Raw genomic sequence first — 18,271 nt, 5'->3', positions numbered from 1 at the left:
CCTCCCCCGAATCCGGCGGGGCCGGCCGGGGGGCGTGCGTTCCCTTCGGGAGCGTCCCCCCACAGGGAACACTGAGCTTGCGGTCACGGTACCTACGGGCCGGTAGGTGAACAAGGGGGACACCTCGTTCTGACTGCTGGTCAGTGGTTACTGACGAGTAGTATTTCGGGTTACCAGCGAGTAGCATCGTCGGTGTGGGTACTCGTACCGCCAGGGCCCTCGACCCGGCAGGGCCATCGCCCGGGCGGTACGAGGCTCAACTCCATCGACTGCTCCGTCCAGCCGTGAAGCCAGCAGTTCGTCTGTAAAGCGAACAAGGAAGGACGACCCGTGCCCCGTACCGCACGCGACGTCGTGTTCGTCGACGGCGTCCGCACGCCGTTCGGCAAGGCGGGCCCCAAGGGCCTGTACGCGGAGACCCGCGCCGACGACATGGTCGTCCGCGCCATTCGCGAGCTGATGCGCCGCAACCCGTCGCTGCCGCCCGAGCGGGTCGACGAGGTCGCGATCGCCGCCACCACGCAGACCGGCGACCAGGGCCTGACCATCGGCCGGTCCGCCGCCGTGCTGGCGGGGCTGCCCAAGTCGGTCCCCGGCTACGCCGTCGACCGGATGTGCGCGGGCGCGATGACCGCCGTCGCCAACACCGGCGCGGGCATCTCCTTCGGCTCCTACGACGTGGCCATCGCGGGCGGTGTCGAGCACATGGGCCGCCACCCGATGGGCGAGGGCGTCGACCCCAACCCGCGCTTCCTGGCCGACAAGCTCGTCGACCCGTCCGCGCTGGTGATGGGCACGACCGCGGAGAACCTTCACGACCGGTTCCCGCAGATCACCAAGGAGCGCGCCGACGCCTACGCGGTGCGCAGCCAGCAGAAGGTCGCCGCCGCCTACGCCGCCGGCAAGATCCAGCCGGACCTGGTGCCGACCGCGATCCGCTCCGGCGAGAAGGGCTGGGGACTCGCCACCGAGGACGAGCCGCCGCGGCCCGGTACGACGCTGGACGACCTGGCCAAGCTCAAGACCCCGTTCCGGGTGCACGGCAACGTGACCGCGGGCAACGCGGCCGGCCTCAACGACGGCGCCACCGCCTGCCTGATGGTCGCCGAGGACGTCGCCCGCGAGCTCGGCCTCACCCCGAAGATGCGCCTGGTCGACTTCTCGTTCGCCGGCGTGGAGCCGGAGGTCATGGGCGTCGGCCCGGTGCCGGCCACCGAGAAGCTGCTGGCCCGCAACGCGCTGACCATGGACGACATCGGCCTCATCGAGATCAACGAGGCGTTCGCCGTGCAGGTGCTGGCGTTCCTGGAGCACTTCAAGATCGCTGACGACGACCCCCGCGTGAACCCGTGGGGCGGCGCGATCGCGTTCGGCCACCCGCTGGCCTCCTCGGGCGTGCGCCTGATGACCCAGCTCGCCCGGCAGTTCGAGGAGCGCGCCGACGTCCGCTACGGCCTCACCACGATGTGCGTCGGCATGGGCATGGGCGGCACCGTCCTCTGGGAGAACGTGAACTACGAGGGCGCCGAGCGGAGCGAGGCAAAGTGAGCACTGATATCAAGAGCATCTTCGCGGACGAGGTCGTCACGCACGCACGCGTACGCGACGTCGCGCTCCCCCACGGGGCCGGCACGCTGGCGCTGATCACGCTCGACAACGGCTTCGACCACACCAAGCCCAGCACCTTCGGGCCGAACGGCCTGACCGAGCTGAACGAGGCCATCGACTCCGTCGCCGCGCGCGACGACATCGTGGCCGTCGGCGTCACCGGCAAGCCGTTCATCTTCGCGGTCGGCGCCGACCTCAAGGGCGTGCCGCTCGTCCAGAAGCGCGAGGACGCCCTCGCCATCGGCAAGCTCGGCCACGACGTCTTCCGCCGTCTCGGCGAGCTCACGGTCCCGTCGTTCGCCTACGTCAACGGCGCGGCCATGGGCGGCGGCGTCGAGATCGCGCTGCACTGCTCGTACCGCACCATCTCCGCGGGCGTGCCCGCGCTGGCGCTGCCCGAGGCGTTCCTCGGCCTGGTGCCCGGCTGGGGCGGCACGTACCTGCTGCCCCACCTGATCGGCGCGGAGAAGGCCCTCAAGGTCATCATCGACAACCCGCTCGCGCAGAACCGCATGCTCAAGGGCAGGCAGGCCTACGACCTGGGCATCGCCGACGCGATCTTCGAGTCGGCCGACTTCCTGGAGGAGTCGCTCGCCTGGACCGCCCGCGTGCTCAACGGCGAGCTGGAGGTCAGGCGGCCCGAGGTCGACAAGGGTAAGGCGTGGGACGACGCGGTCGCGCTCGCCCGCTGGAACGTCGAGGGCAAGCTGCACGGCGCGGCGCCGTCCTACGTGCGCGCGCTGGACCTCGTGGCCGCCGCCAAGGACCGCACGCGCGACGAGGGCTTCGCCGCCGAGGACGAGGCGCTGGCCGACCTCATCATGAGCGACGAGCTGCGCGCCGGCCTGTACGCGTTCGACCTCACCCAGAAGCGCGCCAAGCGGCCCGCCGGCGCCCCGGACACGAGCCTGGCCCGCAAGGTCACCAAGGTCGGCGTCGTCGGCGCCGGCCTGATGGCCGGGCAGCTCGCGCTGCTGTTCGCCCGCCGCCTGGAGGTACCGGTCGTGCTGACCGACCTCGACCAGGACCGCCTCGACAAGGGCGTCGCCTACACCCACGGCGAGATCGACAAGCTGCTTGCCAAGGGCCGGGTGTCGGCCGACAAGGCCAACCGCCTCAAGACGCTGATCAGCGGCTCGCTCACCAAGGACGCCTTCGCCGACGCCGACTTCGTCATCGAGGCGGTCTTCGAGGAGATGTCGGTCAAGCAGAAGGTGTTCGCCGAGCTGGAGGAGTACGTCTCCGCCGAGTGCGTCCTGGCGACCAACACCTCCTCGCTGTCGGTGACGGAGATGGGCGCCAAGCTCAGGCACCCCGAGCGGGTCGTGGGCTTCCACTTCTTCAACCCGGTCGCGGTGCTGCCGCTGCTGGAGATCGTCCGTGGCGAGCGGACCGACGACGCGGCGCTGGCCACCGCGTTCGCGGTCGGCAAGCAGCTGAAGAAGTCGTGCGTGCTGGTCAAGGACGCCCCGGCGTTCGTGGTCAACCGCGTCCTGCTGCGCCTGATGGCCGAGATCATCCAGACGGTGGACGAGGGCACCCCGATCGAGGTGGCCGAGCGCGCCGCCGCGCCGCTGGGGCTGCCGATGCCGCCGTTCGTGCTGATGGGCCTGGTCGGCCCGGCGATCGCGCTGCACGTGAACGAGACGCTGCACGGCGCCTTCCCCGAGCGCTTCCCGCTCTCGGAGAAGTTCGCCAAGTTCGTCGCGGCAGGCAAGAAGGGCGTCTACCTGCCCGACTTCACCATCGACCCGGAGGCCGCCGAGATCTTCGGCGGCGGCACCAGCCCGTCCACGGAGGAGCAGGTGCTCGTCCGCGCCCTGGACGCGCTCGCGCAGGAGATCAGGCTCATGCTCGACGAGGGCGTGGTGCAGGCCGCGCAGGACATCGACCTGTGCATGATCCTCGGTGCCGGCTGGCCGTTCCACCTGGGCGGCATCACGCCGTACCTGGACCGCAGCGGCGTCGCGGAGAAGGTCAACGGCACCCGCTTCCTGGAGCCGGGCGTCGCCGGACTGCCGCGCTGACCGCGAGCCGCCGTCGGCCACCGCTGTCGCCGGTAACCGCTGTCGCCGGCGGCCGACGGCAGTGCCCGCCGCCTTCGGGCGGCACCCCTGAACGTCCGCGTGGGGACCCGGTAGCCGGTCTCCTGGCCCACGCGGCACCAACCCATCCCTCCGCGTGAACGCGCGAAGGGAGAAGAGAGGCGTCCCGGACTTTTCGGGGCGCCTCTTTTTCGCACTTACGGGGCCAAACCGGCGGCGGCGTGTTTCGGCCGCCCGGAAGAGGTGATGATCTTCCCGTCGTGTCACCCGGCGTGAAGGGGCCAGAACGGTGAGCCTGTTTCGCACCAAGTCCGTCGAGCAGTCGATCCAGGACACCGAGGATCCCGACCACCGGCTCCGCCGTGACCTCTCGGCGCGGGACCTGGTCGTCTTCGGCGTCGGAGTGATCATCGGAACGGGCATCTTCGTGCTCACCGGGCAGGTGGCCAAGGAGAAGGCCGGACCGGCGGTGGCCATCTCGTTCGTCCTCGCCGCCGTCGTCTGCGGCCTCGCGGCGCTGTGCTACGCCGAGTTCGCCTCGACCGTGCCGGTGGCGGGATCGGCCTACACGTTCGGGTACGCGACGCTCGGGGAGTTCCCGGCCTGGATCATCGGCTGGGACCTGATCCTGGAGCTGGCGCTCGGCGCCGCCGTGGTCTCGGTCGGCTGGGCGGGCTACGCCACGTCCCTGCTGGACGACATCGGCATCACACTGCCCGCGTCGATCAGCAATCCGCCGGGCGAGGGCGGCACCGTCAACATCCCGGCGATCCTGCTGGTGCTCGCGGTGACCACGGTGCTCGTGCTCGGCATCAAGATCACCTCCATGGTGACCAACGTGGTCGTGGCGATCAAGGTGGCGATCGTGCTGCTGGTCATCATCGCGGGCCTGTTCTTCATCAAGGGCGACAACTACACGCCGTTCATCCCGCCGGAGCAGTCCACCCCCTCGGTCGAAGGCATGCACGCCCCGCTCATGCAGGTGCTCTTCGGCATCACGCCGGTCAGTTTCGGGTGGCTCGGCATCTTCGCCGCCGTCGCGCTGGTCTTCTTCGCCTACATCGGGTTCGACATCGTCGCCACCGCGGCGGAGGAGGCCCGGCGCCCGCAGCGCGACATGCCGATCGGCCTCATCGGGTCGCTCGCCATCACGGCCACGCTCTACGCGGCGGTGTCCCTGGTCGTCGTGGGCATGCAGAACTACAAGCAGCTCAGCACGGACGCACCGCTGGCCGACGCGTTCAAGGCCGTGGGGCATTCGGCGTTCGCCACGGTCATCAGCATCGGCGCCGTCGTCGGCCTCACCACGGTGGTGCTGATCCTGCTGCTCGGCCAGAGCCGGGTCTTCTTCGCGATGAGCCGCGACGGCCTCCTGCCGCCCTGGTTGTCGGCCGTGCATCCGAGGTTCGGCACGCCGTACCGTTCGACCGTCATCATGGGCGTCATCGTGGCGGCGCTCGCCGGTTTCATCCCGCTCGCCAAGCTGGCGGAGCTGGTCAACATCGGCACACTGTTCGCCTTCCTGATCGTGTCGGTCGGCGTGGTGATCCTGCGGCGCACCCGGCCCGAGCTGCCCCGCGCGTTCCGTACCCCGATGGTGCCGCTGATCCCGATCCTGTCGGTGCTGGCCTGCCTCTTCGTGATGCTCAACCTGCCGGTCGACACCTGGCTGCGGTTCCTGGCGTGGATGGCGCTCGGCGTGCTGGTCTACTTCGGGTACAGCCGCCGCAACAGCCGCCTCGGCCTCGCCCGCACCCGCGCCGGAACACGCTGACCTCGGGCGGCGCGCCTGGCGGCGCCCGGTGACCGGAGCCGCTGTGTCCTTTTGCCGCGCGCCTGGGCACAATGGCGCCCATGGCAGCTCCTCTGCACGTCGCGGTGATCGGGTCAGGACCGGCGGGCCTCTACGCCGCCGAGGCACTGGTGAAGCAGGCCGAAGGCGAGGTGAAGGTCGACGTCTTCGACCGCCTCCCGACGCCGTACGGGCTGGTCAGATACGGGGTCGCCCCCGACCACAAGTCGATCAAGTCGATCGCCCGCTATCTGCAGCGGGTGCTGGAGGACCCGGGCGTGCGGTTCTTCGGCTGCGTGGAGCTCGGCCGCGACCTGACCCGCGCCGACCTCCTCGACTGCTACGACGCGGTCATCTACTCGACCGGCGCCATGGTCGACCGGCATCTCGGCATCCCCGGCGAGGACCTGCCGGGCAGCGTCGCCGCCACCGACTTCGTCAACTGGTACTGCGGCCATCCCGACGCCGCCGACCACACGTTCGACCTGTCGGTCGAGGAGGTCGCCGTCATCGGCGTCGGCAACGTGGCCGTCGACGTCGTGCGGATCCTGGCCAAGACCGCCGACGAGCTGCGCGAGACCGACGTGCCCGAGCAGGTGCTGGAGGCGCTGGCGGCGAGCCGCGTGCGCCGCATCCACATGATCGGGCGGCGCGGCCCGGCGCAGGCGAAGTTCACCACCAAGGAGGCCCGCGAGCTCGGCGACCTTCCGAACGCCGAGATCCACGTACGGCCCGAGGACATGGACCTCGACCCGGCGAGCGCCGAGATCGCCGAGAAGGACCGGCATGTGCGCGGCAACATCAAGGTGCTGAACGGCTGGACCGCGGAGCCCGCGGGCGACCGGCCGCGGCGGATCGACCTGCGGTTCTGGCTCGCCCCCCAGGAGATCATCGGCACCGGGCGGGTGGAGTCGCTGCGGCTCGAACGCACGCGCCTGGACGAGGCGACGGGCCGCGTGACGGGCACCGGGGAGTTCGAGACGCTCCCGGTCGGCATGGTGCTGCGCTCCGTCGGCTACCAGAGCGTGGCGCTGGAGGGCGTGCCGTTCGACGAACGGTCGTACGTGGTGCCGAACGAGGGCGGCCGCGTCCTCGGCCCCGACGGCGCGCAGGTCCCCCGGGAGTACGTGGCGGGCTGGATCAAGCGGGGTCCCACCGGCGTGGTCGGCACCAACAAGGCGGACGCCGCCGAGACCGTCCGGCACCTCCTCGCCGACCTCGCGGACCGGGACGAGCCGCCCGCCCACAAGATCGAGGAGCTGCTGGAGTCCCGCGGCCTGCCGATCGTCACCTACGCCGACTGGCTCAATCTGGACGCCGCCGAGATCGAGCTGGCGCGTTCGCTCGCCCGCGGCGAGCGGGTCAAGCTGGCCCGCTGGGAGGCGATGCGCAACGCCTGCCGTCCTTCCTGATCACGGGCGGGAAAGCGGGAACGAGCAGGTCGAAACCGCCAAAGGGCCGGTCTGTCCCGGGGCGGCCCGCCGATCGCGCGGTCGTGCGGCCCCTGCCCGCGACCGCCGCGGTAATCTCGCGGCAAGAGCGAGACATGCCGCCGCAAGGGGTGACGCGAGAGTGATCGGAGCGCTACCGTGCGCGTGTGACCGGCGGTCCAGAACTGTACGGATTCCCCCCGCCCGGCATGCTGCCCGACCTGCGGTGGCTCGGGCCGGACTACGTCTCCGTACTCGTCTACGAGCTGACGCGGGGCCTCCTGCGCCAGGACGCGGGCACGCTCGTGATGGGCGTCCGCTGCGAGGGCGAGCCCGAGCTGAAGGGCACCGTCGATCCGGCGGGCGTGATCAGGGCGCATGACGCGACCTTCGCATTGCAGGTCTTCGTCCGCGACGGCGCCGGCCGCCTCTGGAGGCTCACGGGCCGCTGGACCTACTCGGGCCGCGACCTCGGCACGCCGTCCGCGTCGATCACCCACTTCTGGCAGCTCCAGTCCGCCGACGTCGTCTGAGACGGGCGGACGGCGGGCCGCTCAGTCGGCGGGCCGCTCAGTCGGCGGGCCCGCTCAGTCGGCAGGGCCGCTCAGTCGGCGGGCGTCGGCTGCGGCACCTCGGTGTTGGTCACCTTGGCGACGGCCTCGGTGATGTCGCGGGCGAGGTCCTGCTCGTTCAGCCCGATGTCGGTGAGGATCTCGCCGCGCGAGGCGTGGTCGAGGAACTCCTGCGGGATGCCGAAGGTGCGCAGCGGGACGTCGACGGCGGCGTCGCGCAGCAGGCGCCCCACGGCGTCGCCCACGCCGCCGGTGCGGCCGTTGTCCTCGACCACGGCGACCATGCTGTGCCCGGCGGCCAGCCCGACCAGCGCGGGGTCGAGCGGCTTGACCCAGCGGGGGTCGACGACCGTGACGCCGATGCCCTGCGCCTGCAGCCGGTCGGCGGCGGCCACCGCGGCGGCGGCCATCGGGCCGACGGAGACGATGAGGACGCGGGCGCCGTTGGCGCCGTCGTGGCGGGCGAGCACGTCCATCCCGCCGGCCGTGTCGATGGCCTCCACGTCGGGACCGATCGGGCCCTTGGGGTAACGGATCGCACTCGGGCCGTCGGAGATCGCCACGCAGTCGCGCAGCAGCTCGCGCAGCCGGGCGCCGTCACGCGGCACGGCCAGGCGCAGGCCCGGCACCAGCTGCAGGATCGACAGGTCCCACATGCCGTTGTGGCTGGCGCCGTCGTTGCCCGTCACGCCGGAGCGGTCGAGGGCGAACGTCACCGGCAGGTTGTGCAGCGCGACGTCCATCAGGACCTGGTCGAACGCGCGGTTGAGGAACGTCGCGTACAGGGCGACCACCGGGTGCAGCCCGCCCATCGCCAGGCCGGCCGCCGAGGTGGCGGCGTGCTGCTCGGCGATGCCGACGTCGTAGATGCGGTCGGGGAAGGCGTGGGCGAACGGCGCCAGGCCGACCGGGTAGAGCATGGCGGCGGTGATGCCGACCACGTCGCGGCGTTCGCCGCCGATGGCGACCATCTCCTCGCCGAACACCTTGGTCCAGCTGGGCCCGCCGCCCTTGGCCTTGATCTCGCCCGTGACCGGGTCGAACGCGCCGGGACCGTGGAAGCAGTCCTCTTCGTGGTTCTCGGCGGGGGCGTAGCCGCGGCCCTTCTGGGTGATGCAGTGCACTATCACCGGGCCGCCGAACCCGCGGGCCTTGCGGAGGGCGCGCTCGACGGCCTCCTCGTCGTGGCCGTCGATGGGCCCGACGTACTTCATGCCGAGGTCCTCGAACATGGCCTGCGGCTGCAGGACGTCCTTGAGGCCCTTCTTGATGCCGTGCAGCGCCTCGTACGCGACGGTGCCGACGACCGGCGCCCTCGGCACGGTCTTCTTGATGAGGTCGAGCGCCTGCTCGTAGCCGGGCGTCACGCGCAGGTTGGCCAGGTGGCTGGCGAGCCCGCCGATCGTCGGCGAGTAGGACCGGCCGTTGTCGTTCACGACGATGATGACCGGGCGGTCCTTGCCCGCCGCGATGTTGTTGAGCGCCTCCCAGCACATGCCGCCGGTCAGCGCGCCGTCACCGACGACGGCGACGACGGCGCGGTCGTTCTCGCCGCGCAGCTGGTAGGCCTTGGCCAGCCCGTCGGCGTACGACAGGGCCGTGGAGGCGTGGGAGTTCTCGATCAGGTCGTGCTCGGACTCGGCGCGGCTCGGGTAGCCCGACAGCCCGCCGCGCTGGCGCAGCAGCGTCCAGTCGTGCCGGCCGGTGAGCATCTTGTGCACGTACGCCTGGTGGCCGGTGTCGAAGAGGATCTTGTCACGGGGCGAGGCGAACACCCGGTGCAGGGCGATGGTGAGCTCGACCACCCCCAGGCTGGGGCCCAGGTGGCCGCCGGTCTTGGAGACCGCGTCCACCATGAACTCCCGGAGCTCGTGCGCGAGCCGCGGCAGCTGCGCGGCGTCCAGTCGCTTGAGGTCCTCCGGACCCGAGATCGACTCCAGCAAGCTCACCCGACCTACCTCCCCTTCCCCCTTCAGGATCCTCCGTCGGGGACCCGCGTCCCAGGCTCCCCCGGGTCTTGCCGAGTTTAGTCCCGGTTTGCGGGCGATGGGCCTCGGGGCGGGGGACGGCGAGTTTCTCTCCACCGAATCTCCACAGACCCTGAGTGCTGTATTGGTAGAGACATGGGTGCCGAGGAGATAGTCCTGCTCAACGAGTCCGACGAAGCAATTGGTACTGCTCCGAAAGCGGAGAGTCACCATCGGGATACCCCTTATCACCTGGCCTTTTCCTGCTATTTGGTCGACCCGAACGGCAAGGTGCTGGTCACGCGGCGGGCACTGGACAAGCGGACCTTCCCCGGCGTGTGGACCGGCAGCTGCTGCGGGCATCCCGGACCGGGCGAGGGTCTGCGCGCGGCGGTGCGGCGGCGGCTGCGGACCGAGCTGGGCGTGGCGGCCGACACGATCACGTCCGTGCTGCCCGGATTCCACTATCGGGCCACGGCCGCGGACGGGGTCGTCGAGCACGAGCGCTGCCCGGTCGTCCGGGCGGTCACGGCGGACGCCGAGCCCCCCGTCACGCTCGACCCCGCCGAGGTGGCCGACGCCGGGTGGCGGACCTGGGCGGAGTGCCTGGAGCTCGTCCGGCACCCCGGCTCCTCTCCCTGGTACCGGCTGCAGCTCGCCGAGCTCGCGCCGCTCGGCGAGCCGCTCGACTGGCCGGACGCGGGCAGCGGCGGCCTGCCGCCCGCCCTCACCTGGTGATCTCCATCGCACGTCCGCGCGCCCGCGGCCGGCCCTCGGCCGGGGCCCTCGGCCGGGGCCGCGGAAACCCTTTCACCAGCCAGATAACCGGACGATTGCGGTTCGCTCACCGGTGTTGACCCGGCGCGCCCACCGAACGGACGCTTGTTCTTCCAGAAGATCCAACTGGACGGTCCGACCGGAGGGGCCGGGCGGGATGTCGGACGGGGTGTGCGGGGCCGGGCGAGATCGAACGGGGTGAGCCGGCCGGGGCGAGAGAGGACGGACGATGCGAGGACCTGCGGTCGAGATCCGATGGAAGGCGCTCGCCGCCGCGGCGGTCGGCGGCGCGCTGCTGCTGTCCGGCTGCGGCGGAGGCGACGACGACAAGGGCGGTGGAGACGCCTCGCAGGTCGAGGTCTTCTCCTGGTGGACCGGCCCCGGCGAGGCCGACGGCCTGAACGCCATGAAGGCCGACTTCGAGAAGAAGAACCCGGGGACCAAGTTCGTCAACGCCGCCATCGCGGGAGGCTCGGGCACGCAGGCTCAGGCCGTGCTGGCGAGCCGCCTCCAGAACCGCAAGCCCCCGGACTCCTTCCAGGGCCACGCGGGCGCCGAGCTCCTGGACTACATCAAACAAGGGCAGATCGAGCCGCTCGACTCGTTCTACGCCGACAACAACCTGCGCCAGGCCTACCCGCCGCAGCTGCTGGAGCAGATCTCCTACCAGGGCAAGATCTACTCGGTTCCGGTGAACATCCACCGCTCGAACATGCTCTGGTACAACCCGAAGATCGTTAAGGACGCCGGGCTGTCCGGCCCGCCCACGTCCGTCGCCGAGTTCATCACGGCGCTCAAGGCGGTCAAGGACAAGACCGGGAAGGTCCCGCTGTCGCTCGGCGCCCAGTGGACCGCCGACCACCTGCTGGAGAGCGTCCTGCTCGGCGACCTCGGCACCGACGCCTACAACGCGCTCTGGAAGCCGGGCGCCGACTGGAGCGGCCCCGCCGTCACCAAGGCGCTGACCGACTTCGCCGAGATCATGAAGTACACGACGGCCGAGGCCGCCTCCACCGACTGGCAGGGCGCGTCCAAGGCGGTCGTGGACGGCAAGGCCGCGTTCAACATCATGGGCGACTGGGCGTACGGCTACTTCACCGGCTCAGCGCCGAACGGGCTGGGCAAGAAGGACGGCACCGACTTCAAGTACGCGGCCTCCCCCGGCACCGACGGCACGTACATGTGGCTGTCCGACAGCTTCACCCTGCCCAAGGGCGCACCTCACCGGGGCGGCGCCATCGCGTGGCTGAAGGTCGCGGGCAGCAAGGAGGGCCAGGACCTCTTCAACCCCAAGAAGGGCTCCATCCCCGCCCGCAAGGACGCCGACAAGAGCCTCTACAAGGGCTACCTGGAGTACGCGCTCAACGAGTGGAACAAGCCGGGCATCAAGCTGGCGGGCTCGTTCTGGCACGGCGTCTACGCGAGCAAGCGCTGGCACGCCGACATCGACGCCGCGGTAGGCCTGTTCCTGCAGAGCAAGGACGTCGGCAAGCTGCAGAGCGCGCTGGTGACCGCCGCCAAGAACAACGCGCAGTGACGAGCACGGACGTCACGCCGCCCGTGGGCCGCGAGTCGTTCGCGGCCCGCGGGCGGCGCGTGTGGCGGCGCCGCGCGCCGCGCTGGCTCCCGGGACTGCTGCTGCTCTCGCCCTCCATCGTGGCGATCGGCGTGTTCGTGTACGGGCTGATCTTCTGGAACACGCGCGTCGCGGTCAGCGGCAAGCACGACATGGTGTCGCCGTACGGGTTCGACAAGGGCAAGAACTTCGTCGACCTGTGGGACGTGCCCAGCTGGCCCGGCGCGGTGCGGCACGCGCTGCTGTTCACCGCCGTGTTCGTGGTCGGCGCTCTGGTGCTGGGCTTCTTCCTGGCGTTCCTGATGGAGAAGGGCATCAAGGCCGAGGCCGGGTTCCGGGCGATCTACCTGTTCCCGATGGCGGTCTCGTTCATCGCGAGCGGTGTCGTCTGGCGGTGGCTGATGAACCCTGCGCCGCCGGAACGCGCGGTCGGGCTCAACCAGCTGTTCGACAAGCTCGGGCTGGGCGCGCTCGGCAACGACTGGTGGCAGAACCCCCGGCTCGGCATGGCGGCGATGGCGTTGCCGGCGATCTGGCAGATGTCCGGGTACGTGATGGCGCTGTACCTGGCGGGCTTCCGTGGCGTACCCGAAGACCTGCGGGAGGCGGCCCGGGTGGACGGCGCCTCCGAGTGGAAGGTCTACCGGTACGTGGTGCTGCCGCAGCTGCGGCCGGTCACGTTGTCGGCGCTCATCATCCTGGGGCACATCTCGCTGAAGGTGTTCGACCTCATCATGGCGATCGCGGGCAAGCAGATCATCACGTACGTGCCGGCGGTGGCCACCTACGTCGAGGTCTTCGACCGGGGCGACCCGGCCAACGGCGCGACCATCGCCACGTACCTGCTGCTGGCGGTCGGCCTGCTGGTGATCCCCTACCTCGTGTGGTCCGTACGGGCGGAGCGTGACCGATGACCGCGACGACGACCGCCACCCGCCCCCGGCGGCGCGTCCCCTTCCGCGCCATCCGCTTCACGGTGCTGCTGGCGTTCGTGGTGGTCTTCCTGATCCCGGTGTACGTGCTGGTCGTGACCAGCTTCAAGTCGCTGCAGGAGGCCGATCCGTCCACCGCGTGGAGCCTGCCGGACAACTGGAGCCTGGACGGCTGGCGGTCGGCCTGGGAGACGCTCAGGCCGGGGATCGAGAACAGCTTCAAGATCTCTGTCCCGGGCGCGCTCATCTCGGCGGTGCTCGGCTCGCTCAACGGCTACGTGCTGTCGAAGTGGCGCTTCCCCGGGGCGGACGCGGTCTTCACGCTGTTCCTGTTCGGGATGTTCATCCCGTACCAGGCCGTGATGATCCCGCTGCAGGGCCTGCTGACCGAGATGGAGCTGGTCGGCAGCATCCGCGGGCTGGTGCTGGCGCACGTGGTGTACGGCATCCCGATCTGCACGCTCATCTTCCGCAACTACTACGTCACGATCCCGAACGAGCTGATCGAGGCGGCCCGGGTGGACGGCGCCGGAATGCTCCGCACGTACCGTTCGATCGTTCTCCCCGTCTCAGGCCCCGCCTTCGCGGTCGTCCTCATCTGGCAGTTCACGTCGATGTGGAACGACTTCCTGTTCGCGGTCTTCCTGGGCTCGCAGGAGAGCTGGCCCGTCACGGTGCTGCTCAACAACACCGCGGGCTCGGGCGCGGTCGCCGTCCAGTACAACCAGCAGATGGCGTCGGCGCTGCTGGCGTCGCTGCCGACCCTGGTCGTCTACGTCCTGCTCGGCCGGTTCTTCATGCGCGGCCTGATGGCGGGAGCGCTCAAGGGGTGACCTGATTCGGCCAGGTAGTGACAATTGCCTCACACACGGTTACACTGCCCTTTCTATTGACATGCCCCCCAATAGTCCCCGCCAACCCCGAGGTGGTCCGAACCTCATGGGCAACACCCGAATCGTCGCCGTGGGCGCCGCCCTGACGGCCTTGGCGATCCCCGCCCCCGCGGCGTCCGCCGCCCCGCAGGACAAGCCGCAGGCCACCTACAGCCCGCAGCGGTTCACGCCAGGAGACAACCTCTGGGTGCGCGTCACCGGCTGTCTCGGCGAGCCCCGCGTGTCGGGCACCAACGAGGCGTTCGACGAAGGCGAGCCCGGCTCGTTCGAGAGGTCGGGCGACGCCTGGACCGGCATCGGCGGCACGCTGCGCACCCTCAAGTCCGGCAACTCCTACCTGACCCGGCTGGGCTGCGTGACCGGCAAGGGGTTCCAGACGTTCCCGCTGTGGGTCACGCCGCCCGACCGCATCCCGCCGGCACCACCGAGCCCGCCGGGCAAGCCGCGCCCTGAGCCGCCGCCCGGCGGCGGCTTCACGTTCGGCCACGACGACGTCGACCTGTCCACCCGCACCGTCATGCCCGGCGGCAGGCTCGGCATCCGCGTCACCTGCCCCGCCCCGGTGCGGGCGACGTCCGCGTCGTTCGTGTCCGAGCCGCGCTTCGAGCGGGTGGGCGAGGACGGGCACCGGGCCACCGCGCGCTTCGAGTCCACCCTGCCCTCGATCGTCAAGGTGCGGGTCGAGTGCCGCGGCTACGGCTCCGTCACGTTCAGCACCAGGCCCGGGCAGAAGCACGTCGACCCGGGCGACCAGAGCATCCCCCAGGGTTCGCCCAACACTGGCGACGGCTCTATGGCGGACACCGACAACAGCCCCGGCTACGCGTTGCCCGTCGCCGGGTCGCTGGTCCTGGTCGGCGTCTACGTGCTGCACCGCCGAAGGCGAGCGCGTGCGTAAGGCACCACTACTGCTGGCCGTCGCGTTCGCTCTCAGCGCCTGCGGCGGAGACGACTACAGCGGCGGCCCCATCGACCCCGGCTCCAGCCCGCGTGCCGCGAGCTTCGCCAAACCGCTCCCCCGTTCACTCCCCGCCACGATCAAGATCCCCAGGCTGGGCGTCACCGCGCCGGTGTCCGAGCTCGGCCTGCAGCCGAACGGGCGCATCGAAGAGCCTCCGCTCACACGGCCCGACCTCGCCGGCTGGTGGAAGAACGGGCCCACACCCGGCGAGGGCGGTCCTTCGGTGATCCTCGGCCATGTGGACGCCCGCGGGAAACACGCGGTGTTCCACCGGCTCAAGGACCTGCGTCCCGGCGATCGCGTCCAGGTCGTCCGCCGCGACGGCACCACGGCGACGTTCGCGGTGCAGAAAGTCGAGAACGTGCCCAAGGCGTCCTTCCCTGGCGAAAAAATCTACGCCGAGGACCTCGACTACGCCGCACTTCGCCTGGTCACCTGCGGTGGCACGTTCGACACCGGGGCGGGCCACTATTCGGAGAACGTCATCGCCTACACCCGCCTCGTGCGGGCCTGAGGCGGCGCGCCGATTTGCTTTTGCCCCGTTCTCATGAGAAATCACTCTTTGAACCTTTTGCCCATGCGCACCGTGCGCCTATCGTTGACCTTTCATCTAGCTCAACGGTTACCGCTGTCTGGCCTGCAGGCACGGGTCGCTCCGGCGGCAATCGGGCAGCAGGGCTCGAACGGTCCGGCCAAGATGGAGAACGGGAGGTGACCGCGTGCAGGCGATCAGCGTTCAGCAGCCATGGGCATTCGGGATAGCGAGAGGCGTCAAGGCCGTCTCCAACCAGAGCCTGCCCACCGCCTACCGCGGCCCCCTCCTGATCCACGCCTCGATGCGCGTCGACCTCAAGGCCTGCGACTCCCCCCAGATCCAGGCCGCCGGCTGGAACCCCCGCGACCCCCTCGCCACGATCGGCGCCGTCATCGCCATCGCCGAGCTCACCGACGTCTGCTCCGCCGCCGTCCGCGACGAGCCGTGCGACTGCGGCGCCTGGGCCGACCCGCGCTCCTACCACTGGCGCCTGACGTCCGTCCGGGCCCTCCCGCGCCCTATCGTCGCCCTGGGCAAACCCGACATCTGGGAGCCCAAGCCGAGCCTCGTCATCGAGGTCCAGGCCATGCTCGAAGCCGAAGCCGCCCGCCTAGTCCAACAAGACTGACCAACCCGCCACCCCATCGGCGACAAGACGCGCTTTGATCCGGGGGTGCTTACGGAGTTTTGAGGTCGGCGGCGGTGCGGAGGCGGGCGAACTCGGCGGCCAGTCTGTCGAGGGGCCAGCTCGCGTTGAGGCCGCTGGGGTTGGGGAGCACCCAGAGGTCGGAGGGGCCGATCTTCTCGGGTTGAGGGCCGATCTGGGTTCTGGGCTTGTCGAACGCGGTGCGGTAGGCGGTCACGCCTGCCACGGCCAGGTAGGCGGGGCGGAATCGTTCGATGAGGCGCCGGAGGCGTTCGCCGCCCTCGCGGAGTTCTTCGGCGGTGAGTTCGTCCGCGCGGGCCGTCGTGCGGGGCGCCAGGTTGGTGATGCCCAGGCCGAACGAGGGCAGCAGGTGTTGCTCGTCCGGGCTCAGCAGGCGGTCGGTGAAGCCGGAGCGGCAGAGGGCGGGCCAGAAGCGGTTGCCCGGACGGGCGAAGTGGTGACCGGTCGCACCCGAGTAGAGGCCCGGGTTGATCCCGCAGAAGAGCACGCGGAACGGTTCGCCGGGAGCCGGGAGCACGTCGGGGATCACGCGGTCGCGGGCGGCCTCCATGTCGGCCTTGGTGGGACGCATCAGATCAGGCTACGCACGATCAGACTTACCGCGGACGTCCCCACCACGAGGAGGATCGCGGTCCGCATGCGGCCGCCGTCCAGGTAGCGGCGCAGTGGGCCGGCCACCAGGAAGCCCGCGAGGACGAACGGGGTCAGCGCCAGGCCCGCGGTCACCTGGCGGAGCGGAAGCTGGTCCACCGCGGCCAGCGTGAGGAGGGACAGGAGGGCACCGACGGTGAAGAAGACCGCGAGGGTGGCGCGGACCCGGGGGCCGCTCTCCTTCTGGTAGAGCAGCGCGATGGGAGGGCCGCCGATCGAGGACGCGGTGCCCGTGGCTCCGGCGATGAGGCCCGCGGTGGCGAGCGTGCCCGGGTTGCGCGGGACGTTCGCCGACCAGGCACTGGCGCCGAGTGCGGCCAGGACGACGGCGCCCACCAGGACGCCGAGCGCGCGGGCGGGTACCGCCGCCACCACCCAGACGCCGATCGGCGTGCCGGCCACCCGGCCGCCGAAGGCCCAGCCGAGACCGCGCAGGTCGGCGTGCTTCATCTCCTGGGCCAGCGTCGCCAGGGGCAGCACGGTGGCCGCCACCAGGATCGACCCCGGCATCAGGGACGGGAAGAGCATGGTGACGACCGGCGCGGCCACGAGCCCGACGCCCAGGCCGACGCTGCTCTGCACGACGGCGCCGAGGAGGGCCGCCAGGCCGCTGATGATGAGGAATTCCAGATCTGGCATAACGGTGTGGAACGGTACATGTTCCTGTTCGTAGGATGAGCGCCGTGTTGACTGCATGCCTGGCCTTCGCCGCCGTTGCCGCACTGGTCACGATCACGCCTGGGATCGACACGATGCTGGTGCTGCGCACCACGGTGACGAGCGGGCGGCGGGCCGGTTACCTGGCCGCGACCGGCATCGGCGCGGGCTGTCTGGTGTGGGCCGTCGCCGGTGCGCTGGGGCTCACGGCCTTGCTGGCCGCTTCGGAGCTGGCGTTCGACATCGTGCGCGTCGCGGGTGCGTGCTATCTGTTCTGGCTTGGTGCCCAGGCCCTGTGGCAGGCCCGTCGGCGTACGGAGACCGTCGAGGAGCTTCCCGCCTCCTCTGGGACGCGCGCCTTCCGCACGGGCTTTGTGACGAATCTGCTCAATCCCAAGGCCGGTGTCTTCTACATGAGCCTGCTGCCGCAGTTCGTCCCGGACGGCGCTTCGATGTTGTGGACGAGCCTGGTCTTCGGCTTGATCCATGTCGCCGAGTGCCTGGGGTGGTACGCGCTGCTCGTGTTCGCGGCGGCCGCCGCGCGGCGTAGGCTGGCACGGCCATCGGTCAGGCGCCGCATCCAGCAGATCACCGGTCTGGCGTTCATCGGTTTCGGACTTCGCCTGGCCGCCGACCACTGACCATCGGGTTTTCACGATGAGCACACCAGGATGGACCCCCGCGCCGCATCCCTGGGCCGACCCCCGGTACGCGCCGCCCCCCGCCCCCCGCCCGGCCGACTTCGGCAAACGGTTCGCCGCCCGGCTTCTCGACCTGGTCTTCGCGGGCCTGCTCACGGTGATCGTCAATCTGGTCATCGTCGGCGTCGGCGAGGCGGCCGGCTTCGAGTGGGTCTACCTGCTGGCGGCCAACATGATCGTGCTGCCGATCCTGTACGAGGCGGTCCAGCTCGGCGCGTGGCACACCACGCTCGGCAAGCGGGTCGTCGGGCTCACCGTGGTGCGCACCGGCGACGGCGCCCCGGTCGGCTGGGCACGCGCGGGAGGCCGCGCACTGCTGATGTCTCCCTACTTCTCCCTGTTTCTCGCGCTGATGGTCATTCCGCTCGTCAGCCTTGTCTGGATGCTGGCCGACGCCCCGGAACGCCGGGGGCTCCATGGCCGCGCCACCGGGACGACCGTCCTGGACACGCGGCCTCCGCAGCCCGTGTACGCCTCGCCTGGATACTGAAAAGGGCCGCCTCCCTA

Annotated in this window: 17 protein-coding genes; 14 read left to right on the top strand and 3 right to left on the bottom strand. The window is 70.5% G+C overall.

From position 1 onward, the window contains the following. Positions 1–330: 330 nt before the first annotated feature. From ABD333_RS09840 to ABD333_RS09820, 5 genes are all read left to right on the top strand, one after another. On the top strand, positions 331–1,548 hold the full coding sequence (locus tag ABD333_RS09840) for a thiolase family protein (protein WP_344539841.1): 1,218 nt from the start codon (positions 331–333) through the stop codon (positions 1,546–1,548). Beyond that, a complete protein-coding gene (locus ABD333_RS09835; protein ID WP_344539839.1) occupies positions 1,545–3,635 on the top strand; it encodes a 3-hydroxyacyl-CoA dehydrogenase NAD-binding domain-containing protein in 2,091 nt (696 codons plus the stop codon). Before ABD333_RS09840 ends, ABD333_RS09835 begins: the two co-directional genes overlap by 4 nt. A 307-nt stretch (positions 3,636–3,942) precedes the next feature. Further along, positions 3,943–5,427 (top strand): amino acid permease, encoded by a 1,485-nt coding sequence (locus ABD333_RS09830; RefSeq protein WP_344539837.1) that lies wholly within the window; start codon positions 3,943–3,945, stop codon positions 5,425–5,427. Positions 5,428–5,498: 71 nt separating this feature from the next. Further along, positions 5,499–6,857 carry an FAD-dependent oxidoreductase gene (locus ABD333_RS09825; RefSeq protein WP_344539835.1) on the top strand — a complete coding sequence of 453 codons (1,359 nt, stop codon included), beginning with the start codon at positions 5,499–5,501 and terminating at the stop codon, positions 6,855–6,857. Between the two features lie 185 nt (positions 6,858–7,042). Beyond that, positions 7,043–7,408, top strand: coding sequence for a hypothetical protein (locus tag ABD333_RS09820; RefSeq protein ID WP_344539833.1), 366 nt, complete (start codon positions 7,043–7,045; stop codon positions 7,406–7,408). 71 nt (positions 7,409–7,479) lie between these two features. Here the strand turns inward: ABD333_RS09820 and dxs are convergent, their stop codons facing one another. Continuing rightward, positions 7,480–9,396 carry a 1-deoxy-D-xylulose-5-phosphate synthase gene (gene dxs, locus ABD333_RS09815; RefSeq protein WP_344539831.1) on the bottom strand — a complete coding sequence of 639 codons (1,917 nt, stop codon included), beginning with the start codon at positions 9,394–9,396 and terminating at the stop codon, positions 7,480–7,482. A gap of 174 nt (positions 9,397–9,570) precedes the next feature. On the opposite strand from dxs, the gene idi reads away from it, so the two are divergent. From idi to ABD333_RS09780, 7 genes are all read left to right on the top strand, one after another. Next, on the top strand, positions 9,571–10,152 hold the full coding sequence (gene idi / locus ABD333_RS09810) for an isopentenyl-diphosphate Delta-isomerase (RefSeq protein ID WP_344539829.1): 582 nt from the start codon (positions 9,571–9,573) through the stop codon (positions 10,150–10,152). Positions 10,153–10,420: 268 nt separating this feature from the next. Continuing rightward, positions 10,421–11,728, top strand: coding sequence for an ABC transporter substrate-binding protein (locus tag ABD333_RS09805; RefSeq protein ID WP_344539827.1), 1,308 nt, complete (start codon positions 10,421–10,423; stop codon positions 11,726–11,728). Positions 11,729–11,751: 23 nt separating this feature from the next. Next, positions 11,752–12,681, top strand: coding sequence for a carbohydrate ABC transporter permease (locus ABD333_RS09800; RefSeq protein ID WP_410558619.1), 930 nt, complete (start codon positions 11,752–11,754; stop codon positions 12,679–12,681). Further along, entirely contained in the window at positions 12,678–13,532 is an 855-nt protein-coding gene (locus tag ABD333_RS09795) for a carbohydrate ABC transporter permease (RefSeq protein WP_344539824.1), read from the top strand. Before ABD333_RS09800 ends, ABD333_RS09795 begins: the two co-directional genes overlap by 4 nt. Positions 13,533–13,638: 106 nt before the next feature. Then, positions 13,639–14,490 carry a hypothetical protein gene (locus ABD333_RS09790; protein ID WP_344539822.1) on the top strand — a complete coding sequence of 284 codons (852 nt, stop codon included), beginning with the start codon at positions 13,639–13,641 and terminating at the stop codon, positions 14,488–14,490. Beyond that, entirely contained in the window at positions 14,483–15,067 is a 585-nt protein-coding gene (locus tag ABD333_RS09785) for a class F sortase (RefSeq protein WP_344539820.1), read from the top strand. Before ABD333_RS09790 ends, ABD333_RS09785 begins: the two co-directional genes overlap by 8 nt. A 205-nt stretch (positions 15,068–15,272) precedes the next feature. Then, entirely contained in the window at positions 15,273–15,716 is a 444-nt protein-coding gene (locus ABD333_RS09780) for an ASCH domain-containing protein (RefSeq protein ID WP_344539818.1), read from the top strand. Between the two features lie 49 nt (positions 15,717–15,765). On the opposite strand, the gene mug is transcribed toward ABD333_RS09780, so the two are convergent. Both mug and ABD333_RS09770 read right to left on the bottom strand, forming a co-directional pair. Further along, positions 15,766–16,326: a G/U mismatch-specific DNA glycosylase gene (gene mug / locus ABD333_RS09775; protein ID WP_344539816.1), complete on the bottom strand. Its 561-nt coding sequence runs from the start codon at positions 16,324–16,326 to the stop codon at positions 15,766–15,768. Beyond that, on the bottom strand, positions 16,326–17,045 hold the full coding sequence (locus ABD333_RS09770; RefSeq protein ID WP_344539814.1) for a TSUP family transporter: 720 nt from the start codon (positions 17,043–17,045) through the stop codon (positions 16,326–16,328). Before ABD333_RS09770 ends, mug begins: the two co-directional genes overlap by 1 nt. 44 nt (positions 17,046–17,089) lie before the next feature. Between ABD333_RS09770 and ABD333_RS09765 the strand changes: the two genes are divergently transcribed. Both ABD333_RS09765 and ABD333_RS09760 read left to right on the top strand, forming a co-directional pair. Further along, a complete protein-coding gene (locus ABD333_RS09765) occupies positions 17,090–17,704 on the top strand; it encodes a LysE family translocator (protein ID WP_344539812.1) in 615 nt (204 codons plus the stop codon). Between the two features lie 16 nt (positions 17,705–17,720). Continuing rightward, positions 17,721–18,254, top strand: a complete 534-nt coding sequence (locus ABD333_RS09760; protein ID WP_344539810.1) for an RDD family protein — start codon at positions 17,721–17,723, stop codon at positions 18,252–18,254. Positions 18,255–18,271 lie beyond the last annotated feature (17 nt).

Origin of the sequence: Actinomadura fulvescens, from assembly GCF_039533225.1 — a bacterium.
Classification (GTDB): Bacteria; Actinomycetota; Actinomycetes; order Streptosporangiales; family Streptosporangiaceae; genus Spirillospora; species Spirillospora fulvescens.
This window is presented reverse-complemented; position numbering and strand designations above follow the sequence as displayed.

Coding starts and splice junctions, on each gene's coding strand:
- mug (WP_344539816.1), bottom strand. CDS start 16,326: ATGCGTCCCACCAAGGCCGACATGGAGGCCGCCCGCGACCGCGTGATC.
- ABD333_RS09760 (WP_344539810.1), top strand. CDS start 17,721: ATGAGCACACCAGGATGGACCCCCGCGCCGCATCCCTGGGCCGACCCC.
- ABD333_RS09805 (WP_344539827.1), top strand. CDS start 10,421: ATGCGAGGACCTGCGGTCGAGATCCGATGGAAGGCGCTCGCCGCCGCG.
- ABD333_RS09770 (WP_344539814.1), bottom strand. CDS start 17,045: ATGCCAGATCTGGAATTCCTCATCATCAGCGGCCTGGCGGCCCTCCTC.
- idi (WP_344539829.1), top strand. CDS start 9,571: ATGGGTGCCGAGGAGATAGTCCTGCTCAACGAGTCCGACGAAGCAATT.
- ABD333_RS09825 (WP_344539835.1), top strand. CDS start 5,499: ATGGCGCCCATGGCAGCTCCTCTGCACGTCGCGGTGATCGGGTCAGGA.
- ABD333_RS09790 (WP_344539822.1), top strand. CDS start 13,639: ATGGGCAACACCCGAATCGTCGCCGTGGGCGCCGCCCTGACGGCCTTG.
- ABD333_RS09795 (WP_344539824.1), top strand. CDS start 12,678: ATGACCGCGACGACGACCGCCACCCGCCCCCGGCGGCGCGTCCCCTTC.